This window comes from Spirosoma terrae, assembly GCF_010435915.1.
In the GTDB taxonomy this organism is placed as follows: domain Bacteria; phylum Bacteroidota; class Bacteroidia; order Cytophagales; family Spirosomataceae; genus Spirosoma; species Spirosoma terrae.
Genome location: NZ_JAAFZH010000009.1, coordinates 16,875 through 34,563, shown reverse-complemented (window position 1 = coordinate 34,563; position 17,689 = coordinate 16,875). Strand labels below are relative to the sequence as shown.

Sequence of the window (17,689 nt, the reverse complement as noted above, 5' to 3'; positions counted from 1 at the left end):
TAATTGTGCAAGTAAACAAGGCCGTTACGTTTAGGTTGAACGTAACGGCCTTGTTTACTTTAGGCTTTAGTTTGAATCGTAACGGCTTTGGTGGGATCAATACGTAACCAGAGTAAAGCGCTGACGAGTAGGCACCCAGCAATCAAAAACAGCGGGTAATTGAAATTCTTCGTTTGCTCAACGATAATGCCGAAGAGAATTGTAATGAAAAAGCCACCCAACTGTCCCGCAAAATTCATCGATCCGGCAACAATTCCGGCGTTACGTTGGCCAATGTCTACACAAACTGCGAACGCTACGGGTAAAGCCAGATCTTTTAATAAGACACACATCGCCAGCAGATAGCCTGCCGTTTGATTGTCGGTGGCTAATCCGGCCAATAGGAAGAATAAGCTGGATAAACCTAGTCCGCCCATGCCCACCGCCCGGCGTCCGAATTTCAGCCCGAACTTTTTCGATAATACGTCGCTCAGTAAGCCGCCTACTAAACAACCAATGGCCCCCAGAAAATAGGAGAGCGAAATAAAGTTTTTGGTTTCATCTTCCGTCATACCCCGTCCTTCCTGAAAGTAAACGGACGACCAGTTGGTGAAGAAATAGGAACCGTAGAAGAACAGGTGGCACATCAGCATCAACGACCACAAGGCAGGGTTACGGACAATGTCCTTCCAGGGAATCTGGTGATCGGCAAATTTGATTTTACGCCCTCGTTCGATCTCTCGGACCTCTTCGTCACTTATCCCCTCTTTAGCGGCTGGTTCATCGCGAAACCAGACGTACCAGCCAACGGCCCACAGAACGCCTACCAGACCGAGAATACCGAATGCCCAGCGCCAGCCAGCCCAGTGAACCAGCGGAATAACCAGCAGGGGCGTTAAGGCGCCACCTAAACGCCCGGCTGCCCAGATGACCGATTGGGCACGCCCTACTTCGACGGCCGGAAACCAGCGGGCAATCACAATAGACGCATTGGGGTACGCACCTGCTTCGCCAGCACCAAATAGAAAGCGTACGATGAGCAGATAGATAAAATTGAAGGCAGTTCCGGTGAGCGCTGTGAAGCCAGACCACCAGAGTACGACGCGCGCTAAAATCCGACGTGGTCCGACTTTATCACCTAATGAGCCGGTTGGCATCTCAAACAGGGCATAGGATAGCGAAAATGCGCCTAATATCCAGCCAAATTGCTGATTGTCAAGATGTAAGTCCGATTTGACGTATTTGCTGACCACATTCATACAAACGCGGTCCAGATAAGTGATGGTGGAGAGCAGGAATAAACCTGTGAGAACACGATATCGGAACTTCATTATAGGGAAGGTAGAGGTTAAGATAGAGTAAGAAGTGCAAAGCTAAAATATTGACTAGCTATTAAAAATACTTATTGGATTACTTACATATCGAGCTTCGTCTGCCGTACTTTTACAGTATGTCAACAGTAACTATTGCGTCCATCACTGAAAGCCTGCCAGCTTTCCTCCAGTCTTATGATTTCTCGGCTGTTGCCGTCATTGCCGATAATCATACCTTTCGTTTCTGCTACCCAGAACTGAAGCCGTTGCTTCCGAAACATACGCTGATACGTATTAAAGCCGGTGAAGAACAAAAACATATTGCCACCTGCGAGATGATCTGGGATGCGCTGACTCGGGCTAACTTCGATCGTCATGGGCTGGTGCTTAATCTGGGCGGTGGTGTTGTTGGCGATATGGGTGGCTTTTGTGCCGCTACGTACAAGCGCGGTATTGCGTTCGCGCAAATACCCACTACGTTACTGGCGCAGGTAGACGCTAGCGTTGGCGGAAAGCTTGGCATTGATTTTCGAGGATACAAAAACCACATTGGCGTGTTTCAATTGCCCAATGCTGTGCTGATTGATCCGTCTTTTTTGCAGACGTTACCGGAAAGAGAGCTTCGTTCGGGCTTTGCCGAAATAATAAAACATTGCCTGATCGCTGATGCCAGCATGTGGGATGAAATTCGTCGTCGTGATCTTAACGAGCAGGATTGGCCAACGTTAGTAGCACATTCGGTTGCCGTTAAAGAAAAAGTGGTGACGCAGGACCCTACTGAGAAAGGATTACGCAAGATTCTGAATTTTGGCCATACGCTGGGCCATGCCGTTGAAACGTATTTTTTGACCCAGCCCCGCAAACGCCTTTTGCACGGTGAAGCTATTGCGGTAGGCATGGTTGCTGAAGCTTATATCGCCTTTCATAAAAAAATGATCGATGAGACGTTGCTTACGCAAATCGAAGAGTACATGTTTGCCGTATATGGTAATGTGCGACTAATGGATGAGGATATGGATCCCATACTTTCACTGACGCTTCAGGATAAAAAAAATCGGGGTAATCAGGTTCGTATGGCACTCCTGGATGGAGCAGGGAGCTGTGCGTTCGATATATCAGTTACGGGTACCGAAATGCGCCGTGGGCTGGAGTTCTACCGTGGGGTAAAAAAGGATTAAAATTTGGCGGTAGCCCATTGTTTGCCAAACATTTACGTATATATTTGAGTTCGTGCATAAGATTGATTTCTGTAACAATATATCCTAGTATACTATTAAGAAAACCTTTACAAGCTGGAGTATGAAAAAGTGCATTGGTGTTTTGTTTGTAATGGCCATTGTCGCTATGGCGGGGTGTTCGCCCAGCAGACTATTTGTGGAGCATGATTATAGCTACGAAGGTCATTTTAAAAATTACGAATCGTTTAACTTCCTCGAGTGCGAATTCGTTGATTCAACCCTCCTCTGTTCCGATATTCAGGATGCCATTCGCCATCAAATGGAAGCTCGTGGCTATCGGGTAAGCAACCGGAATCCTAATCTGCTTATTTCGTACAATATCTTCCGCTCTGATCTCCGTTTCCGGGGTTATCAGCAGCCCGTCATTAAAGACTGGGTAGTGCGCGAAGATGATGACGCTACGTATAAACGTATCGACTATAATCTGGACGAAGGCACGCTGATGATCTCGCTGATCGATGCGGAATCCTATCAGGTTATCTGGAAGGGATATGCATCCAAAATGATGCGTAATCAGAACTTCAAGAATAATTACTTCAAAGGAATTGTGCGGTCTATTTTTGATCAGTATCCATTGATGGCTACAACAAAGTAGCATCGTACTGGGTGTGCTCCATAACTAGAAAGGCCGCGATACGTATCGCGGCCTTTCTAGTTATAGCTATTTCGTTAATTCTTTAAAAATTCCTTCCAGCGAGTTTTCCTGTTGCCGAAGCCCAACCAGCGTGAGGTTCTGGTCGGCAGCCAGCCGGAAAATAGCCGCCCGCAGATCGACAGTCGGCCCCGCTTTTATTCGGTACTGACCTTTACCGAGCGGCTCAATTGAGTCTACGCCCTGGATGGCTGATAAAATCGCTGGTTGAGGTAAGTCATTCTCAAACTCGGCAACCACTACAATGGCGTTGCTGGCTGAACTACTTCTGAGTTGACTAAGCGGACTGTCGGCCACAATCTGACCGCGATTGATAATAACGACCCGGTCGCAGACGGCCTCAACTTCCTGCATAATGTGGGTTGAAAAGAGCACCGTTTTGTTACGTCCCGCATCGCGGATAACCTGTCTGATCTCGGCTAATTGGTTCGGATCCAGTCCTGTTGTTGGTTCATCCAGAATCAAGACGGGCGGATTATGCAGTAACGCCTGCGCTAAACCCACGCGCTGACGGTATCCTTTTGACAGTTGGCTGATTCGTTTGTGCTGCTCGCGCCCCAAACCAACTAACTCAATGGTTTCAGAGATCCGTTTGCCTAACTCGTCACTACGTAGTCCATGTAACGAACCCGAAAAACGGAGGTATTCTTTGACATACAAATCCAGGTACAGCGGATTATGCTCTGGTAAATAACCAACACTCTTGCGGACATCCATCGGATTGGTTCGAACATCGAAGCCATTTACTTCGACCGTTCCGTCGGTAGGTGGTAGATAGCCAGTAGCAATTTTCATGGTTGTGGATTTTCCCGCGCCGTTAGGGCCAAGAAATCCAACAATTTCGCCCGGTTGAACCGTCAGAGAAATCTGATTAACGGCTCGCTGCTGGTTATATTCTTTAGTAAGGTTTTTAACCTGTATAGACATGACAAAATGAAATGAATAGGTGACTGCTTAAGCAGCATGACATAGGTCTGGGCAAAAGTAAACTATCCAATATACAACTTCTTGTATCTAACGTGTAAAGGCCTAAACAGAATGTGGCGATAACACACAAAAAATGAGAGCGTGTACCATAGATTACGTAATAAAACCGGCAATTTCCTGAAGCATTAGATTCTGAAGCATTGAGTAAAGCCCAACTCCACGGGTAACAGATTCGTTTTTGACTTAGAGCACGCAACCACTTATCTTTCATGATGCAACATCTGGAATTTGAGCCGCCTGAAGAGCTGCAGGACACCATAAAATGCTTTTGGTACAACCGCATAGACTTCGGAGAACAACCGTCGAGTTTTGAGGTAACCCCTGATGGCTACGCTGAAATTATTTTTCATATCGGAAGTGGCTGTAGTATTGGTGGTAATACTAATTTGCAACCGTTGCCATCACCGTTTATGGTGGGCTTACTCAATCAACCTATACAGTTCTACGCGGAAAACTGCCTGGAACTTGTTGCCGTACGATGCTTCCCCTGGACTGTATTCGATTTGCTTGGCTTACCATCTGATAAAGGCGCAATACGTACCGTTGAGCATCCCGTTGCTCAGCTTCAGGCCAGGTTGGCTGGATGGATTCAGGCCGGTAGGATCGATGAAGCAATTGCTGAACTTACGCAGTATTTTTTGCAGGCTCGGGCTGGTGTCGCCACCGATAGTATGCTGTTCAAAGCCGGTGCTGCCATGCGCAAATCAGCCGGAACCATGTCGGTAAGTCGGGTAGCGGCTGAGGCTCACACAACCGTTCGTACCCTGGAGCGAAAGTTCAAGCGATCGGCTGGCTATTCGGTTAAAGACGTTTCGGGGCTGATACGCTTCGAGCAGGTTCGAAATCATTTATGGCTTTACCCCAACGCCAGTCTGGCGGGGCTGGCTCATGAGCTGGGTTATACCGATCAGGCCCACCTGAGTAGAGAATTCAAACGCTACAGCGGCACCACACCGGCGGCTTTTGCCCGAAAAGCTCGGGAGAGGAAACAGGCGGTCAGCAACGATTTTGTCGCGTTTGTACAAGATCAACGTAGTGGTGTTTCGGAATTTTGCGTTGCAATTGATCAGTAAACAACGCAAAACCATGCTATTGAACGATAAAAAAATAACTATTCTTGGTGCAGGGCCGGTTGGGCTAACAATGGCCCGATTGCTACAGCAGCAAGGAGCCGACGTAACGGTGTATGAACGAGACAACGGTCCACAGGCCCGAATTTGGGGTGGTACGTTAGACCTGCATAAACATTCGGGGCAGGAAGCCATGAAAAAAGCAGGCTTGCTGGAGCGCTATTACGCTACGGCGTTACCTATGGGCGTTACTATTGCTGATGAGCATGGCAACGTATTGTCGAAGAAAGAAACTACTCCCGAAAACCAGTTTGATAACCCCGAAATCAATAGAAACGATTTAAGACAACTATTGCTCGACAGTTTGAAAGACGGCACCGTTGTCTGGGATAGAAAAGTGACGGAGCTCAAAGAACGGGATGGGAAATGGTTGTTGCAATTCGACGATAAACCAGACGCAACCGCCGATTTTGTTATCGTTGCCAATGGCGGGATGTCCAGAGTCAGGAGCTACGTAACGGAGGCTGACGTGTATGATACCGGTACATTTATCATACAGGGAGATGTACCTGAGCCAGCAATAAACTGTCCGGAGTTTTATCAACTATGCTATGGTAACCGACTAATGACTGCTCATAAGGGTAATTTATTAGTCGCCAACCCCTATAACAACGGTGTATTAAGCTATGGCGTCATGTTTAAAAAGCCAGAGAACTGGGCGAACGGAAACGCCTTGGATTTTCAGGACAGAGACAGTATTCATACATTTCTCTCCGATAGGCTTTCTGATTGGGACGAACGGTATCTGCAGGTAATTCAGGCTACTTCTTTTTTTGTTGGCTTGTCGACGAGAAAATTGCCGTTAGATAAACCCTGGAAAACGGATCGTCCGTTGCCAATAACGCTGATCGGCGATGCTGCTCATTTGATGCCGCCTTTTGCTGGTCAGGGAGTGAATACCGGCCTGATGGATGCATTGATCTTGTCTGAAAATCTAACCAATGGTACGTTTGAAAGCATAGAAGCAGCAATCAGCGATTATGAACAAAAAATGATTGTTTATGCAACTGACGCCCAGCGTGAATCAAGCGAGAACGAAATGGCGATGCACCAGCCCGACTTTTCGTTCCAGCAATTTATTCATTAGTAAATACTACGCTTTTCTTCGTGATACGTTGTCGTCTATGGACGTATCATAGTCAGGATTTTAAACATGGACGTAGTCATGTAGAGCCGAGGTCTACATGACTACGTCCAATACCGTGAAAAAGCCATCAACGAGCCATTCATTGATGGCTTTCTTTTAGTAATCTGGGTTGGGGTTTGCTATTCGCTGAATGGTCTATAGGCTTTTGCGGAACGGGAAAGAATGCCTATTTTTAGCGTTTAACGTGAATAGACACCGTTTTTCAGACCTATACATGTCCATTTTTCGCAAAAAGACCGTAACACAAATTCTGAGTGATGCCGCCGAAGGCGAATCAAGTAAGCTAGTCAAAACATTAGGTGTTCGTGACCTGACATCGTTTGGTATCGCGGCTATTATTGGTGCCGGTATTTTCAGCACCATTGGCCTGGCTAGTTACAATGGTGGACCGGCCGTGTCGCTGCTGTTTGTTTTTACGGCTATTGCGTGTGTTTTTACGGCCCTCAGTTACGCTCAGTTTGCTAGCACCGTACCCGTCAGCGGTAGTGCTTATACATACGCTTACGTAGCATTTGGGGAAATTTTTGCCTGGGTAATCGGCTGGGCTCTGATTCTTGAATATGCAGTCAGTAACATGGTCGTGGCTATTTCATGGTCTGAGTATTTTACGTCTATGCTCAGTGGGTTTGGTATTACGTTCCCCAAGTATTTTGCTACCGACTATGGCTCGGCTGCCAGCGCTTTTGAGCTGGTTCAGCAAACCCAGCAAAGTGGAGCCGCCCTTAGCACCCTTCCTGAAAACACCCGTATTCTGGCCGACGCGTATGCTAATGCACCCATGCTCGGCAGCCTGAAACTAATTGCTAATCTGCCTGCGGGTGCCGTTACGGTACTTATTACAGCACTGGTCTATATCGGCATCAAAGAATCACGGACAGCCAGTAATATTCTGGTTATACTGAAACTGGCGGTAATCGGTTTGGTAATTGCGGTAGGGGCTTTTTATGTGAAACCAGCGAACTGGTCGCCGTTTGCACCAAACGGTGTGGCTGGCGTATTGAGTGGAGTGGCCTCGGTTTTCTTTGCATTTATCGGCTTCGACTCTATTTCAACTACGGCGGAAGAATGTAAAAATCCACAGCGAGATCTGCCTCGAGCCATGCTGTACTGCCTGGCTATCTGTACTACGCTCTACGTCATGATTACGTTAGTCTTAACGGGAATGGTGCCTTATAGTGAGTTGAACGTAAGTGATCCGCTGGCTTACGTTTTCCAGAAAGTGAATCTCAACTTTGTGGCAGGAGTTATCTCGGTGAGCGCGGTAGTAGCCATCACCAGTGCGTTGCTGGTGTATCAACTCGGTCAGCCACGGATCTGGATGACCATGAGCCGCGATGGACTGCTTTGGAAACGCTTTTCGACCATTCACCCCACGTTTAAAACGCCATCCTTTGCTACCATAATTACCGGTATTATTGTGGCGGTGCCGTCCATGTTTATGGATCTTAAGTTTTTTGTCGATCTGACGAGTGTGGGTACCTTCTTCGCGTTTATTCTTGTCTGCGCGGGTATTCTGTTTCTGGATGCGAAAGGGCTGTCGGCGCAGTCGAAGTTTAAGGTGCCTTATGTTAATGGTAAGTATATCATCGGTTTAGCCTTGCTGGTGGCTTTGGGCTATGGCATAACCAGTACCGATTTCTTGGCTACGATGGAAAGCAAACCACTACTCTTTGTTTTCTGGGGTGTATGGATCGTGCTGGCGGTTCAGGGTTTCCGCCATAATTTTTCATTATTACCCGTCATTGGTATTCTGACTAACCTGTATCTAATGACCGAGCTGGGAGCCAGCAACTGGCAAATATTCGGCATCTGGCTGATCATAGGATTGGCTATCTATTTCTCGTATGGCTTTCGGAGAAGTAAACTGGCGGATCAATAGTAAATTAGCTCGGTTGTTACATTGTTCTGATCAATTCGTGTCGGATAGCCATTGGGCGCGTATTGATACGTAGCACCGGGCGTATGCTGCATATGTTTACTGGAGAAAAAAGGTGATACGTAATGTACAGTTCCGATATAAGGGTTTAGGCCTTTATCGTACTCATAATGAAACGTGCGGTCAGCAAGATCGGACGTAGCGGACTGATTAATCTCCCGCATAGACGTAATGTTGCCATTACTGTCGTAGGTAAATTCCTGACTCGAGGCCAGTTTACGATCATTGGTATACCGTAGTACCTTCACTGGTTGATTTTGGCTGTTATAGGCATAAACAGCTATGCTCCGAAGCTGCCATTGCTCTGACTGTTTCAGATACGTCCGGATCTCCTGAATTCGGCCAGTATTGTCGGTATCTACTTCGCTATAGCTTGTCCATTTTACCGCGCCTTTACATTCCGAGTAGCTGGATAACATGCATTCATTATCGAAGTGCTGAATAAACCGTAAGCGACCATCAACGTCATAGCGATATTGATCTGCGGTTACTACGTCGCCTGATCGATACCAGCGACTTTCCACCAGGTTGCCCGACTGGTTGTAACGCCATTCGGAATTTAGTTCTCCAGCCTGTTTCTGGCTTTTTAAACGCCCGGCTAGTTCACTACCTTGCTGAACAGGTTGGTAAATGGCCGGTAAATCAGCCAGAGATCGAACCGGCGAATTGATGGCCCGAACCGTATCAGTATCCCGGCAACTGATCGATAATGACACTAGACAGAGGATAAGGTAAAGTGAACGCATCGGTTAAGGAGCTTAGTTTTCTAACTGATTCTCTCTGAGACGTAAAGGTTGGAATCTATCACGAAAATAACCTGTCGTGGCTAGTTTACTAGTATAAAAACGACCTGGGCGGATTGAATCCAATCCGCCCAGGTCGAGCCATATGCTTTATTGCTTATTTACTACGTCCCGATTTGCTGCCGCCAGTTGAGCCGCCTGCGCTGCTACTACCTTTGGAAGAGCTTTTATGGGAAACGGAACTCCGTCCGGTTCCTTTACTACCATGCTGGGTGCCATTATCCTGATTACCCGTGATCCGTTGGCTTTCGTATTCCTTTTCGACTTTTTCCAGGGTTTTATCTTCTGCCATAACGTTGTTGTTTAAGAGTGCTTATGTTGAAAGGGATTGATTCATAAAGAGTTTAGTACGCTCGTTTTGTCGGACGTTTATCTCTGGACAGGAACGTAATAACGGCAGTTGCCACAACGGCTCCGATAATTGCTTGCTGAAGCAGGCCTTTTCGATTGTATTTCCAGTCGGCACTCATTCCCTTTTCAGCGAGAATATTTGGCACGCGTCCCTGCCTGAAATCATCGATAATGCCTTCCACTACGTTAACTCGGTCGGCAACCAGCAAGGGGAGCCAATGACCGTATTCCGACTCGCTAAACCGGAAAGCAAACCGTCGAATTTGTCCGCTAAGTCCTGATGGTGGTACCGACGTACCAAACACGGCACTTACATTCGGTCGTTCTTTTGAATGCAGTATTTCTACGTCGACGGGTTGCTGGACGGGCCGATCCCAGGTGTACCCCTTAGGGTCGGTTAGGTTGCCGTTACGTTGCTTGATGGGGTAGGTGGGGTCGTTTTTAGGGTCCGCATCGATGCCCCAACCCAGAATATGAGAATAGTCTTTTGCTTGTGCTTCCATGATACGTTCGTTTAGCTTCTGGTCGACGGAATCAGAACCGGTTTAATGCAGTTGTCTAGTTTGTTCGAGAAGATGTTATAGGCATCCGCTACGTCTTCCAGCGGCACGCGGTGAGTAATCAGCGCTTTGGGATTTAAAATGCCATTTTGAACGTGATCGATCAGTCGGGGAAGCAGTCGTTTTACCGAAGCCTGATTGGCCCGGATAGTAATTCCCTTGTTTACTACGTTGCCAATAGGAACCAGGTTATCGGTTGGGCCATACACCCCCACAATGGAAACAACACCGCCCTTTCTGACGGAATTGATTGCCCAGTGCAGCGCTGTGGCTGAACCTGCCTGAATCAATAATTTTCGGCCAGTAATGGTTTGAAGAGCGCTGCCAGCGGCTTCGGCGCCGACCGCATCAATACAAACATCGGCACCAATCCAGTCCGTTATTTTCTTGATGAAGACCACCGGATCGTCCATCCCCTTAAAATTATAAGCTTCGCAGGGTGCATAATTTCGGACAAACTCCAGCCGATAGTCGACCTGATCAATAACGATAACCCGGCCTGCGCCAAACAGCCAGGAACACCGGGCCGCCATGATGCCAACTGGCCCCGCTCCAAACACAACAACTGTATCGCCAGGCTGAATTCCGGCCATTTCAGCGGCCTGATAGCCGGTTGGTACTACGTCGGTTAGAAGAACGGCGTCGTCGGGGTCCATACCTGGCGGGATAACCGTTGGGCCAAAATTGGCGTACGGTACTCGTACGTATTCGGCCTGACCACCATCAAAGCCACCGGCTGTGTGCGAGTAGCCAAAAATGCCGCCAACCGCCGTTGCCTGCGGGTTGGATTCGTGGCAATTGCCATACAAGCCCTGCTGACAAAACGAACATTTGCCACAGGCGATGTTGAAGGGAACCAGTACGTTGTCGCCTACTTTCAGTTTTTCTACGTCTGAACCAATCTCTTCCACTACGCCTACAAATTCGTGGCCGAACGTGGAGCCGACTCGGGTATCCGGTACGTTGCCATTGTACAAATGCAGATCGGAACCACAAATACATGACCGTGTAACCCGCACAATAGCATCTTCGGGGTGTTTTATTTCGGGGTAGGGTTTAGAGTCGATTCTAACCCGTCGAGGGCCCCGATAATTCATCGCTAGCATAGGTTGCTCTAAATGGATTTATGATAGATTTATTGAACTTGATTGGCACTATGGGCGCCATATGCAGCGCATTTGGCTATACGGAGAGATTATAGAAGAGGAAGGTTTTAGTCTGTTTATAGGAGTTGGCTAGTCGGTAGGGTCATGGAGGGAGTCGACCACTAGTTTGGCCAGAGAAATACAGCCCTGTTTGAGGTTAGCCGGATCTCCCGGCATTTGAGCCGATACGCTGAAGACATGATTTATATACAATACGTGTAACGTCTTTTTGCCGGGCTCCCAGATGGCTTTATCGCCTACACCATTGACTGCTACCCCAGTCGCCGTGTTCTGAGCGGGAGTGGCTAATGGAGGAGTGGGATGCGTAATACCTTCGAGTGGGGCTTTGGGGTCGGCTCCACGGATAGAATCTTCCTCGGTAGTAGAAGCAGTATTGTCGGCAGGCGATTCGGAGCCAGTACCTTGTGGAGCAGGGCCGAAGAGTGTCGGTTTAGGTTCACTGCTATCTGCGCTTTTGTTCGCTTCGGGTTCAAAGAGTTTGTTGAAATGATATTCCGACTGGTAGGTGGATTCGAACGGTTTTTCGCTTTCCAGATGAAAGCCTATATGGTTAGATCCCCAACGGAATTCACAGCTATTCAGATCGCTGTGTTTGGCTAATTCTACGTTCTCGCCCAACTTGAACAAGTTCCGTACAAACTCTTCGGGCATGTAGTTGCACCGATCCTGATAATGATAATCTGTACTGAGTAACCATGTACCACTAACCCGGCGGGCAATGCTACCGTCGCCCGACTGATTATTATTACCCGTGTCGGAGCTGTCGCTTGACTGACCCGAACAGCCCAGTAAGCCCAGAATAAGTAATAAGGAGTTCAGTTGTTTCATCGCTAATCATTTGTGAAAAGATTGGATACTGTCTTATAACAAACTATCAGCTATTGACTAACAGCCTGAACAAACACCTTAGGAGTGAGGAAACGGTTCCGGTAGTAAGCTAACGGGTAGGCTGATTCTGCTTTGTGTGCATTTTCCTAGAAAAATGGACTTGTTGGTCAAGGAATCAGAGAAGGTAGTTCGTCGACCGTTGCCTAGTCGTGCGGGGACTTGGACTCTCCGGTCTGCACACAAAATAGGAGGCTGGGTATTGAAGCTCTATCAGAATTCGTGGAGTATTGCCTTTTCCATGACTTTCTACGCCGGTACACTACGTATTGGTGGCTGAAATAATGAGTCCTGGATTGGAAAACAGACTTCCGAAAGTAAGGAAACGGCCAGGAAATCACCACGAATGATTACTTCGGTAGGTTATACAAACAATCATCATAAACTGGGCGTTGGCTGAATTAATAAATGTCTGTTTAACAATGTGCTCAACCTAGGTTATGAAAACAAAATCGATGGCAGCTGTTCTACGGTTATAATAGAGGTTGCTGCGAATCTAAACGCTCACAGTTCCTTATCTGCTGAACCCCGCCCTGTTTACCGGAGTGGCTTGCCAATTAGTTGTAATCAAATCTATTTCGTTCTATGAAGGGCCGTAGGCCTATGTTGGTCCGAAATAGTATTTATCATACTCATCATTATGAAAAAGGGATGGATTGTTGCCATCGTACTCTTGCTACTGGGCATTGCTGGCGCTTATATATGGTATAGTCGTTTAAAAAATGAGGCTGCCTCTGAAGATGGTCCTTACGACAATACATTAAAACCTCGTCTGGAAATGACGACTATGGAGATTACGGAAATTGACGACGACCAGACTACCATGAATGTGAAACTTTTGGTCGATAATCCATTGCCAATCGGTTTCCAGGCCCGACGATTAAGTTATACAGTTCTCATTGCCAATACCCCCGTTGTCGAAGACGCGTACGAGAAACCCATTACGGTAGAGTCAGGCGATAGTACGTTGGTGACCTTACCGGTTCGTGTGATCAATAAGAAACTATTGACTGTTTTAAATACGCTGGATCGGAAGGATATTGATAGTACCAATTATACCGTTCGCTGCCGCTTCGATCTGGATGTTCCTATCGTAGGGGAACGCACGTTTACCCAAACCATTACCCGTAGGATGCCTACCGTTTATCTGCCTAAGATTGAGATTGATGATATTGATTTTGGTAAGCTGGGGCTAAAGAAAACCGACGTAGCAACCAAGGTGAACGTAACGAATAAGAATAACTTCCCTTTTCAGTTCACCGATGCGCACTATACTGTGGCTATTGATGGTAAAGAAATTGCGGAGGGGGAGCAGACTGACCCAATCATCATTAAAAAGCAGGGGACAACTCCTGTCGTGTTTCCGGTAACGGTAAAACCGGGTCAATCGATTGGGTTACTGCCTAAGATGCTGTTCGACAAAAAAGATACTCCTTTTCTGGTTACGTTCCGGTGCAAAATCATCACCAAAGATGATAATCCAATGCTTAGCAATAGTAAAATGAAGGCATTGATAAAGGGCACACTCGCCGATCTGAAGCGCGACTAACCGACCGGTGTCAGGCATATTGATTCCCGGTACGTAGTAGAATAAAGTGGGGCAGGTCTCTTTATTCTATCTGTTCTGCTACGTTCGTAAATTGTACCAAATGGCACAAAAAATGGGTTTTTAACGTTGTTACGTAGGGCTGTTTACTGTTCAATAGCTCATTCAAAAAGTAAGGACGTTGCTGAAACCCATGAAAAAAAATGTTGTTTGGTTGCCCATGTGGCTAGTTGCTACGTATGCTCTGTTCGCATTTACGCTGAATGCTGGTGTCCGTAAACAAACAAATAAGTTAAATACAGTAAACACCGTTACGTTCGCTGCCCGTCTGGATACGGCTACGTTCGCAACCGGCTGTTTCTGGTGTACGGAGGCTAAGTTTCAACAGTTGAAGGGCGTAAAGAAAGTAGTTTCGGGCTACATAGGCGGACACGTAGCAAACCCTACGTATAAGCAGGTTTGCACAGGTGAAACGGGTCATGCCGAAGCCTGTACTATCGTTTATGATCCAGCCCAGATTAGCTATGACGATTTATTGGCTGCCTTTTTTACGGCGCATGATCCTACCCAACTTAATCGTCAGGGCAACGACGTAGGAACGCAGTATCGGTCCGCTATTTTCTATCATAACGCGTCGCAGAAGCAGAAAGCCAACTATTACATCACGAAGTTAAATACCGAAAAGGCGTACAAAAGCAAGATTGTAACTCAGGTGAACCCCTACACGATTTTCTATAAAGCAGAAGATTATCACCAGGATTATTACAATCAGAATCAGGGCCAGCCTTACTGCCAGATTGTGATACAGCCCGAATTGGCCAAATTCAAAAAGGTCTTCCACGACAAACTTAAGTAGTACCCTATCCGTTTAACCCATGCCAGGTAAACTCACGTTATTCTTATTGCTGATTATGTCAACTTTCAACGCGTTTTCTCAGGATCGTCAGTCGGACGAGAATCATAAAAACAATCCCTATTATTCTCATACCGACACGCATCATCTGACTGTTTCCAACGAAGAGTGGAAAAAAATACTCTCCCCCGATTTATATGCCGTGGCTAGAGAGCAAGCCACTGAACGGGCTTTTACCGGTAAATACTGGAATAGCGACACAAAAGGAACGTACTACTGTGCTGTGTGTGGTAATGTTCTTTTTAAGTCAGATGCCAAGTTTGCCAGTAGCTGCGGCTGGCCGAGTTTCTTTGAGCCGATTGGCAAAAATCGAGTCATTTACCGGGCCGACAATTCCTATGGAATGCGACGTACTGAAGTGCTCTGTGGCCGTTGCGATTCGCATTTAGGGCATATATTTGACGATGGTCCCGCGCCAACCTACAAGCGGTTTTGTATGAATTCGATTTCACTGGAATTCGAACCCGATTCGCATAGTCATTGATCGTTTCTCCGGCCCGAAGCCTGTTCATAATCGCTTCGGGTCAATCCATATACAAGCAGGGTATGATAGGCAGCGCCTTTTCGAACGTGCTCTTTTAACTCACCCTCCTTATGCATCCCGCTTTTGATCAAAACCTGACCAGAAGCGGGATTTTGTGTAAAATGGGAGGAGGTAATTTTATGTAAATGGAGCTGGTTAAAGCCGAATTCAATAAGGGTTGTTGCGGCTTCTGTCATGTAGCCCTGATTCCAGAATGGTTCTGCAAGCCAGTAGCCAATCTCAGCCCGATTAAATCGTTGCTCAATATGTAAGCCAATGCCGCCCATAAAGGACTGATCGGACTTTTGCCGGATTGCAAAGACAAACAACGTGTTGTTCCGAAAACCCTGATGCGCCTGATTAAGCCAGTAAATAGCGTCGTTCTCCGAATAAGGATAGGGAATATTGAGCGTGTAGTCAGCAATACGTTTGTGATTGGCGTAGTCGACAATGGCTGGAATATCGCTGGCCCGCAACTGCGATAGAATGAGCCGTTCGGTTTCTAGTTGAGGAAATGACTCCATCGTATGTATCGCGTTGAAACAGATGACTTTATAGTGCTATCTATTTCGTTTTGCCAGGTGGTTCTTTCGCAGAGCTATAGCATTAAGCTACTATTCGTTCAAAAGTAATTATATCTTCGCCAAACAACCTGGTTTATAATCAGTTTTCTCAAAAACCATTCAAACGTTTCTGTATGAATCTTATACTACACTTACTGGTAGACGCAGCTGTGATTTTTGGACTGGCTTACATCATGCCGCAAGTCGATGTGAAAAATTTCGGAACTGCACTGCTTATTGCCGTATTGCTTGGCTTGCTTAACTTCTTTGTGGGCTGGATTATTCGGTTTCCGCTTAACCTGGTCACGTTCTTCCTCCTGACGGGAATTATCCGTATCGTCGTAACGGCCATTCTGCTTAAGTTAATCGATAAGCTTATGGATAGTTTTACGATTGTCGGCTTCTGGCCTGCTCTGGTGATCGCCCTTGCCGTGGCCGTGGCTGGTATGTTAATTGATCGGTCGGCACCTAATGAGGTAATGGTCGAATCGACATACGAAGCTTTACTCGGCTTAGCCAAGTTGAGAATCGGATAACCATAAACAGGCTATAACTAAAAGTCCCGGTCGTTTTTCGACCGGGACTTTTTAGTTATGTATAAAGAAGGATTAGTCACTACGGCGACCACCTGCCAGAATGCTGGCGTAATAGAGTAACGTAGCCAGCGAGCCTAAAGCGGCTACTACGTAGGTCATGGCAGCCCACCAAAGAGCATCTTTTGCAAATCCATATTCCCGCTGATTAACAACGCCCTGATTTTGAATCCAGGCCAATGCCCGACGGCTGGCGTCGAACTCAACAGGGAGCGTAATAAAGCTAAACAAGGTTGTCAGTGCAAACAGAGCCACCCCTATAGCCAGCGGAATAGGTGTAGTCTGAAGCATGAAAATACCCAGCAGGATAACCCACTGCAAGTACCGGGACGATACGGACAGGATTGGCACTAGAGCTGATCGCATCTGCAAAGGGCCATACGCCATTTTGTGCTGTACCGCGTGCCCACATTCGTGAGCGGCAACGGCGGCAGCCGCAACGCTACGTCCATAATATACATCGTTACTCAGGTTAACCGTTTTATCCTGTGGATTATAGTGGTCCGTTAACGCACCTTCGGTAGACACAACGCGCACATCATAGATGCCATTTTGCTGTAGCATCCGTTGAGCGATTTCAGCGCCACTAAGGCCATTACTTAAACCAATCTGTGAGTATTCATTGAACTTACTTCGCAGTCGCCAGCTTACAAACGCGCTGAGGCCGAAAATAAGGAGCATTAATAACCAAGGTGAAATCATCGTTTTTTGGTCAGGTTTATACGTATTAGTAACGGGCAACTTACTAGCCCATCATATAGTAAACAATAGTTTTTCAGAAATGTCTCCAAATTCTGAACCATTTATCAAGACTACAGGCCGCTTAGCTCCTAAAAACGCCAATGGCCTCCCGACGATTTCAGGAGGCCATTGGCGTTCTCGCAATAAAAAAATGCTACGTATTAGATTTATTTTCTGGTTAAGACAAAATCTTTGCCTATCCACCGAAACCCTTTGTAAACGGTGACGTGAATTGTTTTTGAATCAACCATTTTGAGAGCCACATCGAAACGATTCCCCGTTTTTGGATGAATGAGCTTGCCACCCGACCAGCCTTCTCCGTCGAATTCCAGGTCGCACATAAGTAGCTGATTTTTAGTAATACCAAATTGCTGCTTTCCCATCGGGGCCACATCAGCGATCCGGCCGAAATAGCGGTCACCCGATTTATACAGTTCTACACTCGATCCTTTCGCTGGGAAAAGCCAATAGCCTAAAATCAGATCACCCGTGTAATCTGTTGACGATTTTCCTGAAACGGGCCATAAGCAAAGAAGAAAAAAGCTTAGTGCCCACAGATAGTTATGGCGTACTAAGAAAAGCATTATACTTCTGGTTTACAAGGTGTTACAAGCTAAAACGATTCAGTTATAGGTCGGTGAGTAGTAACTTATGGAATAAAGC

General features: G+C 46.8%; 20 protein-coding genes. 10 read left to right on the top strand and 10 right to left on the bottom strand.

Going from position 1 to position 17,689, the window contains the following annotated elements; all coding sequences use genetic code 11:
• Positions 1–59 precede the first annotated feature (59 nt).
• Positions 60–1,310 carry an MFS transporter gene (locus GK108_RS18855; protein WP_163951943.1) on the bottom strand — a complete coding sequence of 417 codons (1,251 nt, stop codon included), beginning with the start codon at positions 1,308–1,310 and terminating at the stop codon, positions 60–62.
• A gap of 119 nt (positions 1,311–1,429) precedes the next feature.
• On the opposite strand from GK108_RS18855, the gene aroB reads away from it, so the two are divergent.
• Both aroB and GK108_RS18845 read left to right on the top strand, forming a co-directional pair.
• Positions 1,430–2,470 (top strand): 3-dehydroquinate synthase, encoded by a 1,041-nt coding sequence (aroB, locus tag GK108_RS18850; RefSeq protein WP_163951941.1) that lies wholly within the window; start codon positions 1,430–1,432, stop codon positions 2,468–2,470.
• Between the two features lie 121 nt (positions 2,471–2,591).
• Complete coding sequence (locus GK108_RS18845; protein ID WP_163951939.1) at positions 2,592–3,125, top strand: DUF4136 domain-containing protein; 534 nt, start codon at positions 2,592–2,594, stop codon at positions 3,123–3,125.
• 66 nt (positions 3,126–3,191) lie between these two features.
• On the opposite strand, the gene gldA is transcribed toward GK108_RS18845, so the two are convergent.
• Positions 3,192–4,109 (bottom strand): gliding motility-associated ABC transporter ATP-binding subunit GldA, encoded by a 918-nt coding sequence (gene gldA, locus GK108_RS18840; protein ID WP_163951937.1) that lies wholly within the window; start codon positions 4,107–4,109, stop codon positions 3,192–3,194.
• Positions 4,110–4,378: 269 nt separating this feature from the next.
• On the opposite strand from gldA, the gene GK108_RS18835 reads away from it, so the two are divergent.
• The 3 genes from GK108_RS18835 to GK108_RS18825 all read left to right on the top strand — a co-directional run bounded on the left by GK108_RS18835 (position 4,379) and on the right by GK108_RS18825 (position 8,325).
• Positions 4,379–5,242: a helix-turn-helix domain-containing protein gene (locus GK108_RS18835; protein ID WP_246224992.1), complete on the top strand. Its 864-nt coding sequence runs from the start codon at positions 4,379–4,381 to the stop codon at positions 5,240–5,242.
• Positions 5,243–5,255: 13 nt separating this feature from the next.
• Entirely contained in the window at positions 5,256–6,386 is a 1,131-nt protein-coding gene (locus GK108_RS18830) for an FAD-dependent oxidoreductase (RefSeq protein ID WP_163952287.1), read from the top strand.
• Positions 6,387–6,660: 274 nt separating this feature from the next.
• The gene (locus GK108_RS18825; RefSeq protein ID WP_163951935.1) at positions 6,661–8,325 is read left to right on the top strand and encodes an amino acid permease; all 1,665 of its coding nucleotides are present in this window, start codon (positions 6,661–6,663) and stop codon (positions 8,323–8,325) included.
• Here GK108_RS18825 and GK108_RS18820 read toward each other — a convergent pair.
• The 5 genes from GK108_RS18820 to GK108_RS18800 all read right to left on the bottom strand — a co-directional run bounded on the left by GK108_RS18820 (position 8,319) and on the right by GK108_RS18800 (position 12,090).
• Positions 8,319–9,128 carry a hypothetical protein gene (locus GK108_RS18820; protein ID WP_163951933.1) on the bottom strand — a complete coding sequence of 270 codons (810 nt, stop codon included), beginning with the start codon at positions 9,126–9,128 and terminating at the stop codon, positions 8,319–8,321. The genes GK108_RS18825 and GK108_RS18820 overlap by 7 nt on opposite strands.
• 154 nt (positions 9,129–9,282) lie before the next feature.
• Complete coding sequence (locus tag GK108_RS18815; RefSeq protein WP_163951931.1) at positions 9,283–9,477, bottom strand: hypothetical protein; 195 nt, start codon at positions 9,475–9,477, stop codon at positions 9,283–9,285.
• Between the two features lie 52 nt (positions 9,478–9,529).
• A complete protein-coding gene (locus GK108_RS18810) occupies positions 9,530–10,039 on the bottom strand; it encodes a hypothetical protein (protein WP_163951930.1) in 510 nt (169 codons plus the stop codon).
• 11 nt (positions 10,040–10,050) lie between these two features.
• Complete coding sequence (locus GK108_RS18805) at positions 10,051–11,202, bottom strand: zinc-dependent alcohol dehydrogenase (RefSeq protein WP_163951928.1); 1,152 nt, start codon at positions 11,200–11,202, stop codon at positions 10,051–10,053.
• Positions 11,203–11,331: 129 nt separating this feature from the next.
• Positions 11,332–12,090, bottom strand: a complete 759-nt coding sequence (locus GK108_RS18800; RefSeq protein WP_163951926.1) for a hypothetical protein — start codon at positions 12,088–12,090, stop codon at positions 11,332–11,334.
• A gap of 154 nt (positions 12,091–12,244) precedes the next feature.
• Here GK108_RS18800 and GK108_RS18795 point away from each other — a divergent pair, with 154 nt between their 5' ends.
• From GK108_RS18795 to msrB, 4 genes are all read left to right on the top strand, one after another.
• Entirely contained in the window at positions 12,245–12,427 is a 183-nt protein-coding gene (locus GK108_RS18795) for a hypothetical protein (protein WP_163951924.1), read from the top strand.
• 360 nt (positions 12,428–12,787) lie between these two features.
• Positions 12,788–13,696 (top strand): LEA type 2 family protein, encoded by a 909-nt coding sequence (locus GK108_RS18790; protein ID WP_163951922.1) that lies wholly within the window; start codon positions 12,788–12,790, stop codon positions 13,694–13,696.
• A 190-nt stretch (positions 13,697–13,886) separates the two neighbouring features.
• Positions 13,887–14,549 (top strand): peptide-methionine (S)-S-oxide reductase MsrA, encoded by a 663-nt coding sequence (gene msrA, locus GK108_RS18785; protein ID WP_246224988.1) that lies wholly within the window; start codon positions 13,887–13,889, stop codon positions 14,547–14,549.
• A 55-nt stretch (positions 14,550–14,604) separates the two neighbouring features.
• Entirely contained in the window at positions 14,605–15,090 is a 486-nt protein-coding gene (msrB, locus tag GK108_RS18780; protein WP_246224986.1) for a peptide-methionine (R)-S-oxide reductase MsrB, read from the top strand.
• On the opposite strand, the gene GK108_RS18775 is transcribed toward msrB, so the two are convergent.
• Positions 15,084–15,653, bottom strand: a complete 570-nt coding sequence (locus GK108_RS18775; protein ID WP_163951918.1) for a GNAT family N-acetyltransferase — start codon at positions 15,651–15,653, stop codon at positions 15,084–15,086. The two genes, msrB and GK108_RS18775, sit on opposite strands and share 7 nt — an antisense overlap.
• Positions 15,654–15,826: 173 nt before the next feature.
• On the opposite strand from GK108_RS18775, the gene GK108_RS18770 reads away from it, so the two are divergent.
• On the top strand, positions 15,827–16,228 hold the full coding sequence (locus GK108_RS18770; RefSeq protein ID WP_163951916.1) for a phage holin family protein: 402 nt from the start codon (positions 15,827–15,829) through the stop codon (positions 16,226–16,228).
• A gap of 72 nt (positions 16,229–16,300) precedes the next feature.
• Here the strand turns inward: GK108_RS18770 and GK108_RS18765 are convergent, their stop codons facing one another.
• Complete coding sequence (locus tag GK108_RS18765) at positions 16,301–16,966, bottom strand: zinc metallopeptidase (RefSeq protein ID WP_163952282.1); 666 nt, start codon at positions 16,964–16,966, stop codon at positions 16,301–16,303.
• Positions 16,967–17,193: 227 nt separating this feature from the next.
• Positions 17,194–17,610, bottom strand: coding sequence for a DUF2147 domain-containing protein (locus GK108_RS18760; RefSeq protein WP_163951914.1), 417 nt, complete (start codon positions 17,608–17,610; stop codon positions 17,194–17,196).
• Between the last annotated feature and the right edge of the window lie 79 nt (positions 17,611–17,689).

Excerpts from the sequence above, each read along its gene's own strand:
- GK108_RS18815 (WP_163951931.1), bottom strand. The coding sequence starts at position 9,477 with ATGGCAGAAGATAAAACCCTGGAAAAAGTCGAAAAGGAATACGAAAGC.
- gldA (WP_163951937.1), bottom strand. The coding sequence starts at position 4,109 with ATGTCTATACAGGTTAAAAACCTTACTAAAGAATATAACCAGCAGCGA.
- GK108_RS18855 (WP_163951943.1), bottom strand. The coding sequence starts at position 1,310 with ATGAAGTTCCGATATCGTGTTCTCACAGGTTTATTCCTGCTCTCCACC.
- aroB (WP_163951941.1), top strand. The coding sequence starts at position 1,430 with ATGTCAACAGTAACTATTGCGTCCATCACTGAAAGCCTGCCAGCTTTC.
- msrA (WP_246224988.1), top strand. The coding sequence starts at position 13,887 with ATGAAAAAAAATGTTGTTTGGTTGCCCATGTGGCTAGTTGCTACGTAT.
- GK108_RS18765 (WP_163952282.1), bottom strand. The coding sequence starts at position 16,966 with ATGCTCCTTATTTTCGGCCTCAGCGCGTTTGTAAGCTGGCGACTGCGA.
- GK108_RS18760 (WP_163951914.1), bottom strand. The coding sequence starts at position 17,610 with ATGCTTTTCTTAGTACGCCATAACTATCTGTGGGCACTAAGCTTTTTT.
- GK108_RS18820 (WP_163951933.1), bottom strand. The coding sequence starts at position 9,128 with ATGCGTTCACTTTACCTTATCCTCTGTCTAGTGTCATTATCGATCAGT.
- GK108_RS18825 (WP_163951935.1), top strand. The coding sequence starts at position 6,661 with ATGTCCATTTTTCGCAAAAAGACCGTAACACAAATTCTGAGTGATGCC.
- GK108_RS18790 (WP_163951922.1), top strand. The coding sequence starts at position 12,788 with ATGAAAAAGGGATGGATTGTTGCCATCGTACTCTTGCTACTGGGCATT.
- GK108_RS18775 (WP_163951918.1), bottom strand. The coding sequence starts at position 15,653 with ATGGAGTCATTTCCTCAACTAGAAACCGAACGGCTCATTCTATCGCAG.
- GK108_RS18845 (WP_163951939.1), top strand. The coding sequence starts at position 2,592 with ATGAAAAAGTGCATTGGTGTTTTGTTTGTAATGGCCATTGTCGCTATG.
- msrB (WP_246224986.1), top strand. The coding sequence starts at position 14,605 with ATGTCAACTTTCAACGCGTTTTCTCAGGATCGTCAGTCGGACGAGAAT.
- GK108_RS18810 (WP_163951930.1), bottom strand. The coding sequence starts at position 10,039 with ATGGAAGCACAAGCAAAAGACTATTCTCATATTCTGGGTTGGGGCATC.
- GK108_RS18830 (WP_163952287.1), top strand. The coding sequence starts at position 5,256 with ATGCTATTGAACGATAAAAAAATAACTATTCTTGGTGCAGGGCCGGTT.
- GK108_RS18800 (WP_163951926.1), bottom strand. The coding sequence starts at position 12,090 with ATGAAACAACTGAACTCCTTATTACTTATTCTGGGCTTACTGGGCTGT.
- GK108_RS18770 (WP_163951916.1), top strand. The coding sequence starts at position 15,827 with ATGAATCTTATACTACACTTACTGGTAGACGCAGCTGTGATTTTTGGA.
- GK108_RS18795 (WP_163951924.1), top strand. The coding sequence starts at position 12,245 with ATGGACTTGTTGGTCAAGGAATCAGAGAAGGTAGTTCGTCGACCGTTG.
- GK108_RS18835 (WP_246224992.1), top strand. The coding sequence starts at position 4,379 with ATGATGCAACATCTGGAATTTGAGCCGCCTGAAGAGCTGCAGGACACC.
- GK108_RS18805 (WP_163951928.1), bottom strand. The coding sequence starts at position 11,202 with ATGCTAGCGATGAATTATCGGGGCCCTCGACGGGTTAGAATCGACTCT.